The following is a 17,639-nucleotide window of genomic DNA, read 5'->3' on the forward strand; positions in this document are numbered from 1 at the left end:
GTTGGCTGGCCAAGTTCTTGCTAAGTGATCTGTGGAGCGCAACACGCGACAAATGGCAGCTACGGCTGCCCAGGCGGGGTGCTATCAACTGGCTGCTGATGTTGTCGGCCTTGATGCATTTCTGAATGGACGCCCTGTGCGGGAACCACGCGATGCAGATGCTGGAAAACGAAGTTCGCGACAAGGCCAGTGCGACTGCCAGCGGTCTGGCCGTGCCATTGCGTGAGTTCAACCTGCTGCGCTGGTTTTCGGTCATCAGCCTGTTGATCATCACGGCGGTGGCGGGTGGGTTGGGTTATGTGTCCACGCGCTTCGTGGTACGCGATAGCGTACAGCGTGATGCCATGCTTACCGCGCAGTTCATCCAGGCCATGGCCCAGGCCGAGGTGCGCCATTCGCAATTGCCACCGGGCACCACCATGGGCGAACTGCTCGACCCGCGCCTGGACCAACAGCACCTGCAGTTCACCCCGGCGCTGGCCGAATCCACCCGGGTCGAATTTCTCGACCATGTCGAACACCTGCCTGATACCTTGCTGGCCAATGTCTACGCGCGTGACCGCACCATCGTCTGGTCCACCAACGTCGAGCTGATCGGCAAACGGATAGAAGCCGATGGCGATCTGGATCGCGCCTTCCGCTCGCGCAAGGCGGTGTCGGCCAGCTACCACAAGGCCGAGGATGACCGCGAAGAACAGAAGTTTCTGCGTGAGCCGCGCTACCTGTTCATCGAGAACTACATTCCGCTGTTCGACAGCCAGGGCGAACAGGTAATGGCCATGGTGGAGATCTACAAGGAGCCGCAAGACCTGATACGGCGCATCCAGCGCGGCTACGTGCTGATCTGGGCTTCGACCTTGGTGGGCGGGGCGCTGATCTACTTCGGGCTGTTCTGGATCGTGCGCCGGGCGGCGCAGATGCTGCACCTGCAACAGGACCGGCTGGTGGCCAGTGAAACCTACGTGGCGCTGGGCGAGATGTCGTCTGCAGTGGCGCACAGCCTGCGCAACCCGCTGGCCAACATCCGTTCCAGCGCCGAACTGGCCCAGGAAATCGCCAACCCCGCAGCGCAGAAGAACATCACCGACATCATCAGCCAGGTAGACCGCATGTCGCGCTGGGTGCGCGACCTGCTGGTGTCGTTGCGCCCGCTCAGCGACGAGGCCGAGGCGGTGGACCTGGTGGCGGCCATCGAGGACACCCACCTGGCGTTCGTCCAGCAGATCGAGCGCAACGGTGTGCGCTTTCATTTCGAAGGGCCTGATGAGCAGTGGGTGGCCAGCCAGCCGCTTCAGCTCACGCAAATTCTCAACAGCCTGTTCTCCAATGCCCTGGAGGCCATGCCGGCGGGCGGCATGCTGACTGCCCAGGTCAATGTACAGGACGGCCAACGTGCCGAGTTTGTACTCACCGACACCGGCAAAGGCATGAGCCAACAGCAGGAGCGGATGGTGTTCAAGCCGTTCTTTACTACCAAACAGGGTGGCCTCGGTGTAGGCCTGGCCCTGGTCAAGCGCATCATGGAACGTTTTGGCGGCTCGGTAAGCCTGAGCAGCCGCGAAGAGGAAGGAACCCGCGTCAGCCTTACATTCAATATCGCAGCGGGAGGGGACCATGGAGCACAGCATCCTGGTAGTCGAGGATGATGAAATCCTCGCTGACAACATTCGCACCTACCTCAGCCTCAAGGGCTTTGAGGTCACCGTGTGCCACAGCGCAGAGCTTGCGCTGGAGCAGATCAAGCGGGCCCAGCCCGACGCGGTGCTGACCGACAACTCGTTGCCAGGCATGAGCGGGCATGACCTGCTGCGCAATCTGGTGGTGCAGGTGCCGGGCCTGAAAGTGATCATGATGACCGGCTACGGCAATGTCGAAGACGCCGTGCAGGCGATGAAGGAGGGCGCCTTCCATTATCTGACCAAGCCGGTAGTGCTTGCCGAGCTCAAATTGACCCTGGACAAGGCACTGGCTGCCGAGCGCATGGAACGCACGCTGTCGTTCTACCAGGAGCGCGAGGCGCAGAAGTCCGGGTTGCAGGCGTTGATCGGCGATTCGCCGGTGATGCTCACCCTCAAGCACACCCTGCGCCAGGTACTCGATGCCGAGCGGCGCATGGCCAGCGACGACTTGCCACCGGTGCTGGTCGAAGGCGAGACCGGCACCGGCAAGGAGCTGGTGGCCCGCGCCCTGCATTTTGACGGCTCTCGTGCCAAAGGGCCGTTCATCGAGTTCAACTGCGCCTCGATTCCGGCCAACCTGCTGGAGGCCGAACTGTTCGGCCACGAGAAGGGCGCCTTCACCGATGCCAAGGAACGACGCTTGGGGCTGGTGGAGGCCGCCGATGGCGGCACGTTGTTCCTTGATGAAATCGGCGAGATGGACCTGGTGCTGCAGGCCAAGCTGCTCAAGCTGCTGGAAGATCGCAGCATCCGCCGTATTGGCGCGGTGAAGGAGCGCAAGGTTGACCTGCGCGTGATCAGTGCCACCAACTGCAACCTGGAGCAGATGGTGCAGCAGGGCAAGTTTCGCCGGGACCTGTTCTTCCGCCTGCGCATAATCGCCATAAAGGTGCCGCGCCTGTATGCCCGTGGCCAGGACATCCTGTTACTGGCAAGGCATTTCCTGGCCCACCATGGCCGGCGTTATGGCAAGCCGAACCTGCGGTTTTCCGCCGAGGCCGAGAGCCTGATGCTGGGCTACAGCTGGCCAGGCAATGTGCGCGAACTGCGCAATATGCTGGAGCAGACCGTGCTGCTGGCGCCGAATGAGGTGGTGCAGTCGCACCAGTTGAACCTGTGCATGACCTTGATTGACGAGCCATTGGTGCAGCAACCGGCGCCAGCGATGTTCGAAATGCCACGGCACGAGCCGGAGCCGGGCACGAGCCTTCCGGACATGGAGCGCGACCTGGTGTGCAAGACCCTGGACCGCACGGACTGGAACGTGACCAAGTCCGCGCGGATGCTTGGTTTGTCGCGGGACATGCTGCGTTACCGGATCGAGAAACTGGGGCTGACCCGGCCTGACAAGCGCCAGTGGTAATTGCGGCAAGCCATCTCCCACAGGGGCGCTCCTACGGGGAGTGCGTACTCAGGGGTTACCTGTGCTCGTGCCGCTATTTCCCTGTGAGCCGGTACCCTCCGAACCACTGCCACCCATCCCCGGCAAATCTCGGTTGTCATTCTGCTTCGCCGGTGGGCTTTCTGGGTCGTTACCTTGAATGCGCGGGTCGGTATCCCGCGGCATGGGTTTCTCGATCGGGTTGAGCGTGCTGTCCACGCCCGGCTGCGGCGCGTTGTTGTGCGGGTCGTCAGGGTAGGTGGGGCCGGTGCCGGCCGCGAGGGCCAGTGGCGAGGCGAGCAGGGCGATCAGCAGAATGCTTGAGCGGGGCATGGCAGGCTCCTTTGCTTCGGGTAGGTCTGATACTTTCCTTCGGCCCTACCCAAAGCATCAAGGTGCCATTACCCCGATAAACGGTTACACCACCTGCGCCAACAACATGATGAAGATGATGCCAACCACCGAGAGGATGGTTTCCATCATGCTCCAGGTCTTGAACGTTTCCGCTACGGTCATGTTGAAATACTGCTTCACCAGCCAGAAGCCGGCGTCGTTCACATGCGACAGGATCAACGAGCCAGCACCGGTGGCCAGCACCAGCAGCTCACGGTTCACACCCGGTACCAGTTCGATTACCGGTGCAACAATACCTGCACCGGTAATGGTAGCGACCGTGGCAGAGCCAGTCGCGATGCGGATCACCGCTGCCACCAGCCAGGCCAGCATGATGGGCGAAATCTCGGCCTGCACGGCCATCTGCCCGATCACGTTGCCCACGCCGGTGTCCACCAGCATCTGCTTGAAGCCGCCGCCGGCACCCACGATCAGTACGATGGCTGCCGTGGGGGCCAGGCTCTGGTCCAGCATCTTCATGATCTGCTGGCGGTTGAAGCCGCGGGCCGAACCAAAGGTGTAGAAGGCCAGCAGCAGGGCCGCGAGCAGGGCGGTAATGGGGTGGCCGATCAGGTCCATCCACTGGCGCACGATGTGCTCGGCCGGCAGCACTACGTCGGCGAAGGTTTTCAGCAACATCAACGCCACGGGTAGCAGCACGGTGATCAGGGTGATGCTGAAGCTTGGCAGGTTGCCCTGGTCGGACTCCTTGGCGATCTGGTCCATCAGCTCCTGGGACGGGTTGCCCGGGATGTAGCGGGAAATGAAGTTACCGAACAGAGGGCCCGCGATGATCGCAGTGGGCAGTGCGACGATCAGGCCGTAGAAGATGGTCTTGCCGATATCAGCGTGGAAAATGCCGATCGCCAGCAGTGGGCCCGGGTGTGGCGGCACCAGGCCGTGCACCACCGACAGGCCGGCCAACAGCGGAATGCCGATCTTGACCAGTGATACCCCGGAGCGCCGCGCGACGATGAATACCAGCGGAATCAGCAGCACGAAGCCGATCTCGAAGAACAGCGGAATGCCCACCAGGAAGGCGGCGAACATCATGGCCCAATGCACGTTCTTCTTGCCGAAGGCGCGGATGAGGGTTTGCGCGATCTGGTCGGCACCCCCAGAGTCGGCCATCAGCTTGCCTAGCATGGTACCCAGGGCGAGCACGATGCCGACGAAGCCGAGCACGCCGCCAAAGCCGTCCTGGAACGACTTCATTACCTTGGCCACCGGCATGCCGGAGGTCAGGCCAAGGAAGCCGGCCGCGAGGGTGAGGGCGACGAAGGGGTGCACTTTGAAGTGGGTGATCAGCAGGATCAGCCCGACGATGGTAACCAGCGCGTCGAGCAGCAGGAAGGTATCAGTAGCCAGTCCGAACATGGTTTGAAGGCCTCGATCTTATCGTTGTTTTTGGCGTAGCACTTTGGAACTTTGCCCGCGTTTGCGGGTCGAGGTAGCGCTGTCTTTGGTGAGCCGGGAAAGCCGCCAGGGTCAGGCGGTTTGCGCCAGCCCCTGCTCACCGCAGCGCTTTAGCCAGCGGTCTACCGCTTCGGCGAGCGCTTCGATGGGCTGGGTGGCGTCCAGCGGCAGCGTGAGTGGTTCGCCACGTGGCGATTCCAGGGCAGCGAACTGGCTGTCGATGAGGCTGGCCGGCATGAAGTGCCCGGGGCGGGCCAGTACGCGTTTTTCCGCCTCGGCGGGCGACAGTTCGAGGAACACGAACACCAGGCCGGGCATGGCTTCACGCAGGGTGTCGCGGTAGCGGCGCTTGAGTGCCGAGCAGGTGAGGATCGGGCGCTCCCCAGCCTGGGTGGTGGCCTGCAACTCCTGGCCAAGGCGCACCAGCCAACCGGCTCGGTCGCTATCGTCCAGCGGGATGCCATCGCTCATCTTGCGGATGTTTTCGGCAGGGTGGAAAGCGTCGCCTTCGATCAGGCGGCCGCCGCTTCTGGCAGCGATGGCGGCGCCGATGCAGCTTTTGCCGCAACCGGCCACGCCCATCACCACGATGGCGGACAGGGGAGAATTCATCAGTACCTCCTGCGGGGTGAGATAGCGCTGTCTCGTCGCCGACGAACAGCCACCTCCCCGGTGTTATTGGTCTTGTGCTTACGCAGTATGGACGCTTGGTAGCGAGCGCGTGCTGGCTGCTGCCAAAGATTACATTGCCTGCGTCCTGAGACAGCGCTACCTTAGTGGCCGTTCCCTATCCTTGCAAGTAGTAAAATTACAACATCCATGTCCCGCACCGGCTCCCGTACTACAGGTCGTCCCACCCTGGCCGAAGTTGCCAGACTTTCCGGGGTTTCCCCGATTACCGCCTCGCGCGCCCTGCGCGGGGTCAGCACGGTCGCGCCTGAACTGGTCGAAAAGGTCGTCGCTGCAGCGGCGAGCCTGGGCTACGTGGCCAACCCGGCGGCCCGCGCCCTGGCCTCGGCCCGCAGCCAGTCGGTGGTGGTGTTGATCCCGTCGTTGTCCAACCAATTGTTCATCGACACGTTGGAAGCCATTCACGAGGTCATGCGCCCGCGTGGGCTCGAAGTGCTGATCGGCAACTACCACTACGACCTTGCCGAAGAAGAGAACCTGATCCGCAATTACCTGGCCTACCAGCCCTGCGGCATGCTGTTGACCGGTTTCGAGCGCAGCGACGCGGCGCGGCAGATGCTGGCCGCCAGCGGTGTGCCGTGTGTGCACATGATGGAACTCAATGGCGAGCCAGGGGCATTGTCGGTCGGTTTTTCGCAGCAGCAGGCGGGGCGCGCCGCGGCCAGGCACTTGATCGAACGCGGGCGCAAACGCCTGGCGTTCATCGCTGCGCAGCTCGACCCACGGGTGATGCAGCGGGCCGAAGGTTTCCGCCAGGCGTTGGCCGAGGCCGGTTTGCAGGCGGCCGAGCTGGAGGTGCTGGCACCAGAGCCTTCGTCGATTGCCTTGGGCAGTGTGCTGTTCAGCCAGTTGCTGCAGCAGGCGCCGGATGTCGACGGTATCTTCTTTTGCAACGACGACCTGGCCCAGGGGGCGGTGCTGCAGGCATTGCGCCAAGGGGTGGAAGTGCCACGCCAGGTGGCCATGGTGGGGTTCAATGACTTGCCGGCGTCGGCACACATGGTGCCGCGCCTGACCTCGATTCGCACGCCCCGGGCCGCCGTTGGGCGTGGCGCAGCGCAGGCGCTGCTGGCGTTGCTCGATGGCAAGCGGGTGGCGAATACGCAGCAGGATCTGGGCTTTGAGCTGATGGTGCGCGAGAGTTCGTAACGAGAGCTCGTAGCTGTGCAGGAGCGTTCTGTCACATCAATGTAGTAATCCTAAAGTGATAGCACTGTGCTTGCACGGCGCCAACGGCGATCTATGCTCAGGACACCGCGCATAAAGGAGCCCGGCGTCATGTTCGATTTCCATCGCAAATCCGATTTGGTTGAGATCCAGCGCAGTCACCAGGCCTTGAGCAGCACGCAAGCCAAATTGGCGGCGATCAGCCGTTCGATGGCGATGATCGAGTTCGCCCCTGATGGCACCATCCTCGATGCCAACGAGCGTTTCTGCCAGGCCATGGGCTACAGCGCCGACGAGCTGCGGGGCAAGCACCACCGGCTGTTCTGCGAGCCGGGCTATGCGAAAAGTGCCGAGTACCAGCAGCTGTGGCGTGAACTGGGCCAGGGCAAGGCCATCAGTGGTACGTTCGAACGCCTCGACAAGGCCGGCCGCGAGGTTTGGCTGGAGGCCAGCTACATGCCGGTGCTGGACGAACAGCGCCAGGTTACCAGCGTGATCAAGGTGGCAGCCGACATCAGTCAGCGGGTCGTGCAGGAGCACGAAAGCGAGAGCCTGCTCAAGGCCATCGGCCGCTCCATGGCGGTGATCGAGTTCACCCCGCAAGGCCGGGTGATCAAGGCCAACCAGAACTTCCTCGACACCATGGGCTATCGCCTGGACGAGGTAGTTGGCCGCCATCATGGGTTGTTTTGCCTGCCGCAAGAGCGCGAATCGGCCGAGTACCGTGAGTTCTGGGCCTCGCTCAACCGCGGCGAGTACCATTCGCACCGCTTCGAGCGCATCCACAAGCAGGGCCAGATGGTGTATCTGGAGGCCTCCTACAACCCGATATTCGACAGCAAGGGCCGCCTGTGCAAAGTGGTGAAGTTCGCCAGTGACATCACCCGCCAGGTCAGCACCCAGCAAACCGCCGCCGACGCCGCCCATGCCAGCTCCATGCAGACCGATGCCTGCGCGCGCAAGGGTACCGAGGTGGTGCAGCAGACGGTGCAGGTGATCGAGCAGATATCCCAGGAGCTGAACGACGCTGCACGCAGCATCGATGCCGTGAGCAAGCAGTCGGATGTGATCGGGCAGATCGTGCTGACCATACGTGGCATTGCCGACCAGACCAACCTGTTGGCCCTGAACGCGGCCATCGAGGCGGCTCGCGCCGGTGATCACGGGCGCGGTTTTGCCGTGGTGGCCGACGAGGTCCGCAACCTGGCTGCGCGGACCAGCAAGGCAACCTTGGAAATTGTCGATGTCGTGCGGCAGAACCACGACCTGTCACTGCTGGCCGTGGCCAGCATGCAGTCGAGTTTGACCCGCACCGGTCATGGGGTTGCGCTGGCCAATGAGGCCGGTACGGTGATCATGGAAATCCAGCAGGGTTCACGGCACGTGGTGGATGCCATCAGCCAGATCAGCTCGACGCTTCAACTGCATTGAGTGCGTCGCTCAGTTCGTTCAGCAGGGCTTGCAGGCTGATTTGCAGTTGTTCACGTTGATCAACCGTTGGCAGGCCTCTCGCCTGAGCGTTCTCGATGGCTTCGCAGTCCTTGACCACGCCGCGCACCCTGATCATCTTCGCACCGCCCTTGATGCGGTGAGCCAGGGTGCGCACGGCCTCATCGGAGGCCTCTGGTGCCAGCGCGCGTAACGTGGCCAGATCTTCGCCGACGCTTATTGATAGCTGTTCCAGCAGATGCTGCGTCAGTTGCTTGTCGTCCTGGGTCAGGTGGCGCAGTTCAGCCAGGTTTAAGCCGCTACTGCGCACTGGCGGCTGTTGGGCGCTGCGGGCCTGGGGCAGGTGAGCCTTCAGCGTGCGCAGGCCGATCGGCTTGAACAGGCATTCATCCATGCCACTGGCCAGGCAACGGTCACGCTCTTCGGCTTGGGCGTTGGCGGTCACGCCGAGGATCTGGCACGCGGGCAGACCGCGTTCGGCTTCAAGGCTGCGAATGCGACGGGCGAGTTCATGGCCGTCCATGACCGGCATGCTGCAATCGGTGATTACCAGGTCGAAGCGCGCTGCCTGCCAGCGCTCCAGGGCGATCTGGCCGTTTTCTGCCAGGGTCACGTGATGGCCCAGGGTGTGCAGTTGCCGCTCCAGCAGCATCAGGTTGGCAGGGTAGTCGTCGACCACCAGGATATTCAGCGGGCCGCTGCTGACTTGGGCTGCGGGAGTATGTTGCTGCGCAGGTGCCGGTGTTGGGCAGCCTGGCAATTGCAGGCTGACTTGCACTTTGGTGCCGACGCCTTCGACGCTTTGCAGGCTCAAGCTGCCGCCCATCAGTTCGGCAAAGGTGCGGCTGATGACCAATCCCAGGCCTGCCCCTTGGCGCGCCCGCGGGCCGTCAGCCTGGACGAAGGCGTTGAACAGCCGGGCCTGGTCAACGGGGCTGATGCCGATGCCGGTGTCGCGCACAGACATTTCGATTGGCAGGCTGCTGTGGGCATCGGCTGAAGGCATCAGCAAACTGGCCTGTACCTCGCCGCGGTCGGTGAACTTGATGGCGTTGCTGATCAGGTTGGACAGGATCTGCTTGAGCCGCAGCGGGTCTGCCAGCACCCAGACCGGCTCGGCAGGCAGCTCTGCGTGCAGATGCAAGCCTTTGGCCCGAGCGTTGCCTTCGAAAACCCGAACAGTGGCGCGTACCAGTTCGACCAGGTTGGTGGGTACCGGTTGCAGGGTAATGTGCCCGGATTCGATGCGGGAAATGTCCAGAATATCGCCTATCAGCTCAAGCAGGCCGATGGCCGAGTCATGGGCAGTCTGCAGGGTCTGGGCGTCGCACCGCCCGCCGCGGCTGTCTTCCAGGGCTAGCTCCAGCAGGCCGATCACGGCATTCATCGGGGTGCGGATTTCATGGCTCATGGTGGCCAGGAAGGTGCTTTTGGTCTGGCTGGCCTGTTCGGCGTCGTCCTTGGCCTGGCGCAGCTGTTCGAGCAGGCCACGGCTCAAGGCCAGCTGCGCTTGCAGCGCGTGCTGGGCTTCGGTGCGCTGGTTGATCAGCTTGCGCAGGTAGCTGTTCCAGAACACCACGCCCGCCAGCAGCAGCGCCGACAAAACCAGTACCTGCAAGGCCAGGGTGCGGTAGTCGCGCCAGGGGCTGTCGCTGACCAAGGTGCTGGTCCGCCAGCGATTGACCAGCTGGTCCAGCTCTTCGGGCGGAATGCTGAGCAGCGCCTTGTCGAGGATGGCCTGTAGCTGCGGCTGGTCCGCAGCCACGGCGAAGGCGGCAATGGCCGGGTCGTCGTCCAGCACGCTGGCGATGCGCAAGCGGCCCTTGAATACATGGCTGATGTAGTAGGCGGCATTGATGTAGCTGCTAAGGGCAACGTCAGCAGCCCCGCCGGCCACGGCCTCCATGAGTCCGAGCGCGTTGTCCACTTCGATCAGCCGGGCCTGCGGATAGCGCTGTTGCAGCATCGCCCGCTGCGGCGAGCCGCGTACCAGGGCAATGCGCTGGCCATCCAGCGCCTTGGCGTGTGCGGGGTTAGTGTTGTCGCTACGGGTAACCAGTACGCGTGGGCTGACCAGGTAGGGGCGGGTATAGCGCAATTGTTTCGAGCGATCCGCCCCGTAGCCCAGTGCACCGATCATGTGTGCATCGCCGCGGGCCAGGCGCTCGACCATCGCCTGCGCCGAATCACTTTCGACCGGCCTGAACTGCAGCCCGGTGCGCAGCGAGATCTGTTTAAGCAGTGCAAGGGTGATGCCGCTTGGGCGGTGTTCGGCGTCGTTGAACGTCAGTGGCGCCAGCGACGTGTTGACCAATACGTCGATGGTGGGGTGGGCAGCGATCCAGTCCTCTTCTTCTTTGCTCAAGGCGGTGAGGTGGCGCTGCAGCAGCAGGCTGGTGTTGCCACTGCTCCAGCGGCGCAGGATGTTCAGGCGCTCGCTTTCGGTGATGCGGGCCAGTGCCTTGTCGACCAACCGATGCAAGCGAGGGTTGTCGCTGGCCAGGGCAAAGGCAAAAGCGCCAGGAGGGGCCTGGCAGAAGTGGTCGATTTTCAGGCTGCCCTGGTAACTCTTGCCAATCGTGAAGTCGGTGCTGATGGCATCGCCCAGATAGGCATCGGCCTCGCCCAGATCGACGGCGGCCAGCCCGGCAAGGGTCGAACGGTACAGGCTTAATTGCGCCTTGGGGTACAGGGTGCGTACGGCGCTGGCCGGCAGGTAGTGATCGACCATGGCCAGGCGCAGGCCGGCGAGGTCGGGTGTGTTCTTCAGGCTGCTTCCCTCGCGGGTGACGATGACCGGCAGGTCGTCGGCATACGGGGTGCTCAGGTTAAGCTGGGCGTCTGCAGCCTCGAAGGCATTGGAGCTACCCAGCAGGTCGATACTGCCCTCACGCAAAGCAGCAATGGCCTCGTGGCGGCTGTCGAATCGCCGCACCTCAACGCTTATGCCCAGCTGCTCGGCGATGATGCCCGCGTAGTCTGCGCTAATCCCTTCGTAATCCTGTTGGCTGGCGTTCATTTCGAACGGCGGATAGTCAGGTCGCGAACTGCCCAGCACCAGGTGTTGGCGGCGCTGCAGCCACTCCCGGTCTTCGCTGGACAGTTGCAACGGGGCTGCGGCGCTGACTGAGCGCGCCAGCAGTTGACGAGGTTCGCTGCTGGCCAGCAGCGGGTTGGTACCGGCCAGGCCTATGGCCAGGAGCATGCACGCCAGCAGGCGCTTCATGGCGGCCGAACGCTCAGTAGACGCTGTTGCGTTTAGCCAGGTCGACCATCTCGACCAGCGATTCGGTCTTGAGTTTTTCCATGATACGGCCTCGGTAGGTGCTGATGGTCTTGGCACTAAGGTTCATGCAGGTACCGATGTTCTTGTTGTTCTCGCCGCGTGCCAGGCGCCGCAGCACCTCCATTTCACGGTTCGACAGGCTTCCCAGTCGCACCGGTTCGCTTTCCAGCGAGTTGCTGTTCACCGACATTTGCGGGAAGGTCGAATAGCCTTTGACCAGGGCCTTGAGGGCAAACAGCAGTGCTTCGTGGTCTTCTTCCTTGGTGACGAAAGCGCCGATGCCGGCATCCAGGCATCGCCGCACGTACAAGTCGGTGGCCTGGCCGGTCAGCACCATGATCTTGGGTACCGGCTCCAGGCATTGCAGGCGTTTTATCACTTCCATGCCATCCAGGCCGGGCAGGCCAATGTCAAGGACCACCACGTCCGGGCGCAGGTCGCGGGCTACCTGCGCCACTTCGCTGCCGTTACCCACCTCACCAACGACATGAAAACGTTCACGCTCAAGCAGTAGGCGCAAGGACAGTCGGACAATGGGGTGGTCATCGACGATCAGCACGGTTGTCATGTGGAAAACTCCTGTCGAGATGTGGTCCGCTTCCTGGATCACTCAGGAATACGTCTGCAAGTGGGTTAATCGGAAGCGCTGCAAGATACGACCAATCCCGAGGTTTGGTAATGCCGAGTATAGAAGTGTTGATAATCCGTGTAGCTGTTGTCGAAAAATCCTACAAGTAATGGGAAAGACATCACCCTATCAAAGCGGCAATGCCTAGTTTTAGGTGTGTAGTCAGGCGCAGGCAGCGTGCGCTTTGTTCACGCGTTGGGTGGAGGCGGGGTTATTGACCAGCGCCTGGCCGACCCGGGTTGGGCGGGCCACCAGCTGGCCGGCACAGTTAGGGCAGCGGCGCTGTAGGCGGGTGTCGGCGCAGGCGCGGCAGAAGGTGCATTCGAAGGAGCAGATCAGCGCATCAGGGCTGTCGCCCGGCAGGTCGGTATCGCAGCACTCGCAGTTGGGGCGTAATTCCAGCATGGGCGTGACTCCTGTTCGCAGGCGGGAACCTGGAGTCTGCTACGCCCGTGGCAATGCTGGCAATGCTCAGTCGCCAGGACGGTACAAGTGGGCGTGCCCGGCACGGTACAAGGCCGACTCGGCGAATGGCGTATCCCCTAGCACGTGGCCTACCAGGATCAGTGCCGTGCGGCGAAAATCCTTGGCCGCGACGCGTTCGACGATATCGCCAAGGGTGCCGCGCACCCAGTCCTGGTCTGGCCAGGTGGCACGATGTACCACCGCCACCGGGCAGTGCGCACCGTAGTGCGGCAGCAGTTCTTCGACGATCCGCGACAGGTGCTTGACCCCCAGGTGAATCGCCAAGGTGCTGCCATGGCGCGCCAGGTCGCCCAGTTGCTCGCCGGGTGGCATTGGCGAACTGTCGCCATAGCGGGTGAGGATCACCGTCTGCGCTACCTGTGGCAGGGTCAGCTCGCAGCCGAGCAGGGCAGCGCTGGCCGCCGTGGCGGTGACGCCCGGGATGATCTGGTAATCGATGCCCAGCGCTTGCAGGTGGCGGATCTGCTCACCGATGGCGCCGTACAGGCTGGGGTCGCCGCTATGTACCCGGGCCACGTCCTGGCCTTGTTCGTGCGCGCTGCGCATGGCGGCGATGATCTGTTCCAGGTGCAGCTCGGCACTGTTGATCACGGTCTCGGCCTGGTGGCCTTCGAGCACGGCAGCCGGTACCAGTGAGCCGGCATAGATGATCACCGGGCACTGGCGGATCAGCCGTTGGCCCTTGACCGTGATCAGTTCCGGGTCGCCGGGGCCGGCACCGATGAAGTACACCGTCATGGAAAGTCCTTGCAGGAAAGAGGAGCGAATTGTTCAGCAGGCCAGGGCGAGGGTCGCCGGGCCCAGTACCTGGCGCGTCAGCAGCAACCGGGCAGTGCTGCCGGGCCGCTGGCTGGCCAGGGCCAGCGCCGCGCTTTCGGCCACGCCCCAGCAGCCGCTGTGGGCATGGGCTGTGGCAGAGCGATGGCTGAGCAGCGGCTCAAAGGCTTGCAGTTGCGCGCTATGGTACAGCACCAAGGGCAAGCCAAGGCGTTCGGCCAGTTGCTGCAAGCCGGCTTCGTCGGCCTTGAGGCTGATGCTGGCAATGCCGCGCAGGTCGGCAAGCGCCAGGCCCTGGCTAGCCAGGGCTTGGAGCAGCAGGGTTTGCAGGGTATCCGCCGGGCAACCCCGGCGGCAGCCAAAACCTGCGTAGAACGCCGCCATCAGGCCTTGCTGGAGCGGCGGAACAGCCATGCACTGAGCAGGCCCAAGGCTACCCAGAAGGCAGCGTTGGTCAGCCAGGAGGCCACCTTGAACTGGGTTTCCAGTGCTTCGGGGGCCAGGCTTTCATGGACTTCGGGCTGTGGAGCGCCGATCACATGGGGGATTACCAGCAGCACGGCGCCCAGCGCCTTCAGCAGCCAGTGGCGGGCGAACACCAGCAAGGCCAGGCCAAGGGCGGTGGCGCTGGCCGTGCCAATCCACCAGGCCTGGCGTTGCCCCAGGTCGGCGGCGGCAGTGCCGGGCAGCTCCGGCGGCAACCCCAACGTCGGGGCCAGGCAGAACACGGCAAAACCGGCCAGGCCCCACAACGCACCGGTGCCGGCCCGCTGAGGTTCGCGCAGGCTGTACAGGGCGGCGAGAATCAGGGCGAAGCCGACTGCGACCACCAGGTTGCCCCCGGTGGTGGACAGCACCCGCTGCCAGCCGTCTTCCGGCGACCAGGCTTCGGCACTGTGCTCATGGGCGGCCACTTCGCCACCATGCTCGTGCTGTGCGGCCGGGGCCGAGGATTCGTAGGTTTCCGCCTCAAGAATCAGCGGGGCGACCCAAAAGCTTTGCAGCAGGGTCAGCAGCAGGGCAGCAAGCAGCCCGCTGAAGCCCGCGGTACGGGCAATGCGCGTGATCATCTGGCGTACTCAGTGGCAGGGGAAGGCGGCGCTGTGGCGTGTATCGTGGGCAGCGTTGTGCACGGCCTCGATGTGCGAAAAGCCGGCAAAGTACACCAGGCACAGGCCCAGCAGGCTGGCGCCGACGGCGATGACGACGCGCTGGCTGAGGGTGACGGGGGTGGCAAGGCTGTGTTGCTTGGTGCTGGTGACGGGCATGACGCGTTCCTCTGCTTTTTGTGGGCAACGGGCAAGCGCGGCATCCCCGATGCGTGGCCGCCCAGGGGAATGCAACAGCGCCCGCCCACCGCGGGGTGTTCATGAACGTCAGGCCGGTCTCCGGGCTTGCGAGGAGGAGCAGGGCTCCTGGAAAGCGTCACCTTCCCATGCCGGACTACAAGGCACAGTGGTACAGACACTTCACTCGCTTACCGTTGCGGGGGCAGCACCGGTCTTGTCCGGCCCTGCTGGAGGGCCTGCGACGCACCGGTTTCCCGTTTCACCCCCTGTGGGGGCACCTGAACGTGAGGCATAAGGAGACCATGGGGCGGGCTTTGCGTCAATTGCCATATGTGGGTGTAACGGCCTTGCTCAGGGTCTGAAAGTTTGCACGATCATTGTGGGAGCGGGCGTGCCCGCGAACACGGGCGAAGCCCGTGCCATCCACCGCACAGCCTGCTTCGCGGGCATGCCCGCTCCCACAGAGGTACCCGCTAAACCCAAAGGATGTTTTCAGAAGTCATAGGCCAGCTTGGTGTACCAATAGCCGCCACCCGGGTGAAACGGCGGGTTGCCGTACGCCGCCTGATTGCCGTTGGCGTTGTACACGCCGTTCTTGTCGGGCCGCACATTGAAGATGTTGGTGCCACCCACACTGACGGTCAGGCTGTCGAACAGCAGGTAGGACAGGTCGAGGTCGGTGATCCACTTGGCGCCGAAGGTGCGGTCCTGGGCCTGGTTCTGCTGCCAGGTCTCGACCTTGCCGTAGCGGGTGGTCTGCAAGGTGCCGGTGAAGTTGCCCAGCAACCACTGGCTGCCCAGTACCCACTTGGTTTTCGGCGAGGCTGCCACCAGGTCGCCTTCGCGGCCATGGCCGACCACGTCGATACCGGCAGCGGCCAGCGCTGCGGGCGTACCCCGGGTGCCGCGCACGGTGGTCTTGTTCCAGTTGAAGCCCAAGGTCCAGCGCACATCGCCCCAGGCACCGAACTCGCTGGTGTGGTCACCCACCAGGTCGAGGCCGCGGGTGCGGGTGTCGAAGGCGTTGGTGTAATAGTTGATCCAGGTGGTGCGTGCCAGGCCCAGGGATTCGAGGATGTCGCCAATGGCACCGGCACCGTTCTGCCGGTCGTAGAGGTTTTCGGTCAGCAGGATGCGGTCGTCGATGTCGATCAGGTAGGTGTCCAGGGTAACGCTGGTGCGGCGGGCCGGTTGCCAGGTCAGGCCAAGGCCGGCGTTGCGCGATTTCTCCGGGTCGAGCTTGTCGCCGCCGAATGCCAGCGCGGCGGCACTGCCGGGCGCCACGGTGCGGCGCAAGGCCGGCACCACATTGCCGTCGGCGTCCAGGGCGGTGCGGTTGTCGCTGACCGTGTAGCCGCTCTGGGTCAGCGATGGTGCGCGGAAACCGCTGCCCAGGGTGCCGCGTACCGCCACGGTTTCGCTCAGTTCATAGCGTGAATTGAGCTTGAAACTGGCGGTGTTGCCCGAGTCGTCGTCGTAGTGTTCGACGCGCGCGGCGGCGCCCAGGTACCAGCGCGGGCTCAGGTCCAGGCCGAGGTCGATGTAGGCGGCATAGTTGTTGCGCTTCACATCGGCCTCGTCTTCCGGGCGGATGGTCAGCGCAGCCTGGGCGCCCACGGCGGTCTGGCCGTTTGCCAGCGCATACAGCGGGTTGGGGCGCCCGTCGGCCAGGGTGGCCGGGTAGGTGTAGGGCCCGACGCTGTAGGCGATGGGGTCGCCGGCAAAGGTCCGGAAGCGCTCCCAGCGGTGCTCCAGGCCGGCCGAGACGCGGGTGGGTACCGCCAGGCCGAACAGGCCGTCGAAGGCGCGGGTGATGTCCAGGTTGTTCACCCACTGGTCGAACTGCAAGGTTGCCAGGTCATCGAACGAGGTTGGCGAGGCCGGGCCGTAGGTGGGGTTGATGGTCAGGTCACTGGACTGCTGGTTCTTGTTGCGCCCGTAGGTGGTGGACAGGTCCCAGTCCCAGGCACCGGCGGCGCCTCGGGCGCCGAGCAGCCACTGGTAGTCGGTGTCCTTGATATTGTTGAGCGGGAAGTAGCCGTCGGGGAACAACTCGGGGATCGAGGCGTTGCTGTTGGGCAGGCGGTAGTTGTTGAAGGCCTCGAGCTTGCGCTCGGCATAGGTGGCGAACGAATACAGTTTCAGGTCGTCGCTGATGGGCAACTCGGCGTTGTAACCGAGGTTGAAGGCGCGCAGGTCAGGGTCGCCGTTCTTCACCGCCCGGTGGTCCCAGGCGGCCTGGCGGTCGTCTTCGAAGTAGGCGCGGTAATCGGGGGCGGCCTTGTCGATCCAGTTGGCGGTGCCGCGCTTGCGTGCCTCGCCCGACAGGTGCAGGAAACCGCCGTCCCCCAGGCTGAAGCCCTGGTCGCCCGCCAGCTTGATGGTTTCGCCCTGGCCGCTGTACAGCTGGCCGTAACTGCTTTCGTAGTGGCCGCCGCTGCTGGCGCTCTTGAGGATGATGTTGATCACCCCGGCCACCGCATCCGAGCCGTACTGGGCGGCGGCACTGTCTTTCAGGACCTCGATGTGCGACACCGCACTGACCGGGATCATGTCGATATCCACGGCGTTGGCACCGCTGTTGTCGGTCGAGCCGCTGGCCGGCACGGCGCTGTTGTGGCGGCGTTTTCCATTGACCAGCACCAGGGTGTAGGCCGGGCCCAGGCTGCGGTTGCTCAGTGGCCGCACGCCAGACTGGAAGCCGGCGATGTTGGTGCCGAAGTTGAACGAGGGCAGCAGTTTGGAAATGGCCTCGGACAGCTCGGCGCGGCCGGTACGCAAAAGCTGCTCGCTGCTGATCACGTCGATGGGCGCCGGGCTGTCGGCGACGGTGCGCTGGTTGCCGCGCAGGCCGGTGGAGATCACCGTGACGGTGTCCAGGCGTTGTTCTTCGGTGGTTGGAGCGGCGTCGGCCAGCGGGGTGAGCAGGCAGGCCAGGGGCAGGGCGAAAAGCGGTGTTCTAGACATCATGTCCTCGGAATACGGTGGAGCACGCAGG

General features: G+C 63.7%; 14 protein-coding genes, 2 pseudogenes and 1 riboswitch. Of the genes and pseudogenes, 5 read left to right on the forward strand and 11 right to left on the reverse strand.

Annotated features, from left to right (window positions below):
• Positions 1-152: 152 nt before the first annotated feature.
• Together AK81_RS15290 and AK81_RS15295 are read left to right on the forward strand one after the other, a co-directional pair.
• Positions 153-1,646, forward strand: a complete 1,494-nt coding sequence (locus AK81_RS15290) for a sensor histidine kinase (RefSeq protein WP_043200231.1) — start codon at positions 153-155, stop codon at positions 1,644-1,646.
• Complete coding sequence (locus AK81_RS15295; protein WP_043200152.1) at positions 1,615-3,042, forward strand: sigma-54-dependent transcriptional regulator; 1,428 nt, start codon at positions 1,615-1,617, stop codon at positions 3,040-3,042. Before AK81_RS15290 ends, AK81_RS15295 begins: the two co-directional genes overlap by 32 nt.
• Before the next feature lie 48 nt (positions 3,043-3,090).
• Here AK81_RS15295 and AK81_RS15300 read toward each other — a convergent pair whose 3' ends face one another.
• The 3 genes from AK81_RS15300 to AK81_RS15310 all read right to left on the reverse strand — a co-directional run bounded on the left by AK81_RS15300 (position 3,091) and on the right by AK81_RS15310 (position 5,481).
• Positions 3,091-3,393 carry a hypothetical protein gene (locus AK81_RS15300; RefSeq protein ID WP_043200153.1) on the reverse strand — a complete coding sequence of 101 codons (303 nt, stop codon included), beginning with the start codon at positions 3,391-3,393 and terminating at the stop codon, positions 3,091-3,093.
• A gap of 84 nt (positions 3,394-3,477) precedes the next feature.
• A complete protein-coding gene (locus tag AK81_RS15305; protein ID WP_016499892.1) occupies positions 3,478-4,830 on the reverse strand; it encodes a GntP family permease in 1,353 nt (450 codons plus the stop codon).
• 111 nt (positions 4,831-4,941) lie between these two features.
• Positions 4,942-5,481 carry a gluconokinase gene (locus AK81_RS15310; protein ID WP_043200155.1) on the reverse strand — a complete coding sequence of 180 codons (540 nt, stop codon included), beginning with the start codon at positions 5,479-5,481 and terminating at the stop codon, positions 4,942-4,944.
• A 207-nt stretch (positions 5,482-5,688) separates the two neighbouring features.
• On the opposite strand from AK81_RS15310, the gene AK81_RS15315 reads away from it, so the two are divergent.
• The 3 genes and pseudogenes from AK81_RS15315 to AK81_RS30800 form a co-directional block, all read left to right on the forward strand.
• Positions 5,689-6,708, forward strand: coding sequence for a LacI family DNA-binding transcriptional regulator (locus AK81_RS15315; RefSeq protein WP_043200157.1), 1,020 nt, complete (start codon positions 5,689-5,691; stop codon positions 6,706-6,708).
• A gap of 129 nt (positions 6,709-6,837) precedes the next feature.
• Positions 6,838-7,620: pseudogene (locus AK81_RS30795) on the forward strand (PAS domain-containing protein); the annotation flags it as partial.
• A gap of 105 nt (positions 7,621-7,725) precedes the next feature.
• Positions 7,726-8,157, forward strand: a pseudogene (locus AK81_RS30800) (methyl-accepting chemotaxis protein); the annotation flags it as partial.
• Here AK81_RS30800 and AK81_RS15325 read toward each other — a convergent pair.
• The 8 genes from AK81_RS15325 to AK81_RS15360 all read right to left on the reverse strand — a co-directional run bounded on the left by AK81_RS15325 (position 8,132) and on the right by AK81_RS15360 (position 17,608).
• Positions 8,132-11,401 carry a transporter substrate-binding domain-containing protein gene (locus tag AK81_RS15325; protein WP_043200161.1) on the reverse strand — a complete coding sequence of 1,090 codons (3,270 nt, stop codon included), beginning with the start codon at positions 11,399-11,401 and terminating at the stop codon, positions 8,132-8,134. The pseudogene AK81_RS30800 and the gene AK81_RS15325 overlap by 26 nt on opposite strands.
• Positions 11,402-11,414: 13 nt before the next feature.
• Positions 11,415-12,029, reverse strand: coding sequence for a response regulator transcription factor (locus AK81_RS15330; RefSeq protein WP_043200164.1), 615 nt, complete (start codon positions 12,027-12,029; stop codon positions 11,415-11,417).
• Positions 12,030-12,251: 222 nt separating this feature from the next.
• On the reverse strand, positions 12,252-12,494 hold the full coding sequence (locus AK81_RS15335) for a DUF1272 domain-containing protein (RefSeq protein ID WP_043200166.1): 243 nt from the start codon (positions 12,492-12,494) through the stop codon (positions 12,252-12,254).
• A gap of 66 nt (positions 12,495-12,560) precedes the next feature.
• Positions 12,561-13,313, reverse strand: coding sequence for a precorrin-4 C(11)-methyltransferase (gene cobM, locus AK81_RS15340; RefSeq protein WP_043200168.1), 753 nt, complete (start codon positions 13,311-13,313; stop codon positions 12,561-12,563).
• 33 nt (positions 13,314-13,346) lie between these two features.
• Positions 13,347-13,736, reverse strand: a complete 390-nt coding sequence (locus AK81_RS15345; protein WP_043200170.1) for a cobalamin biosynthesis protein — start codon at positions 13,734-13,736, stop codon at positions 13,347-13,349.
• Positions 13,736-14,422, reverse strand: a complete 687-nt coding sequence (locus AK81_RS15350; protein WP_043200172.1) for a CbtA family protein — start codon at positions 14,420-14,422, stop codon at positions 13,736-13,738. Before AK81_RS15350 ends, AK81_RS15345 begins: the two co-directional genes overlap by 1 nt.
• 9 nt (positions 14,423-14,431) lie before the next feature.
• Positions 14,432-14,620, reverse strand: coding sequence for a CbtB domain-containing protein (locus AK81_RS15355; RefSeq protein ID WP_016499882.1), 189 nt, complete (start codon positions 14,618-14,620; stop codon positions 14,432-14,434).
• A gap of 94 nt (positions 14,621-14,714) precedes the next feature.
• Positions 14,715-14,938: riboswitch (cobalamin riboswitch) on the reverse strand.
• A 195-nt stretch (positions 14,939-15,133) separates the two neighbouring features.
• Positions 15,134-17,608: a TonB-dependent receptor plug domain-containing protein gene (locus tag AK81_RS15360; protein WP_154100793.1), complete on the reverse strand. Its 2,475-nt coding sequence runs from the start codon at positions 17,606-17,608 to the stop codon at positions 15,134-15,136.
• Positions 17,609-17,639: the final 31 nt, after the last annotated feature.

Origin of the sequence: Pseudomonas putida W15Oct28, from assembly GCF_000708715.2 — a bacterium.
Lineage (GTDB): Bacteria > Pseudomonadota > Gammaproteobacteria > Pseudomonadales > Pseudomonadaceae > Aquipseudomonas > Aquipseudomonas putida_R.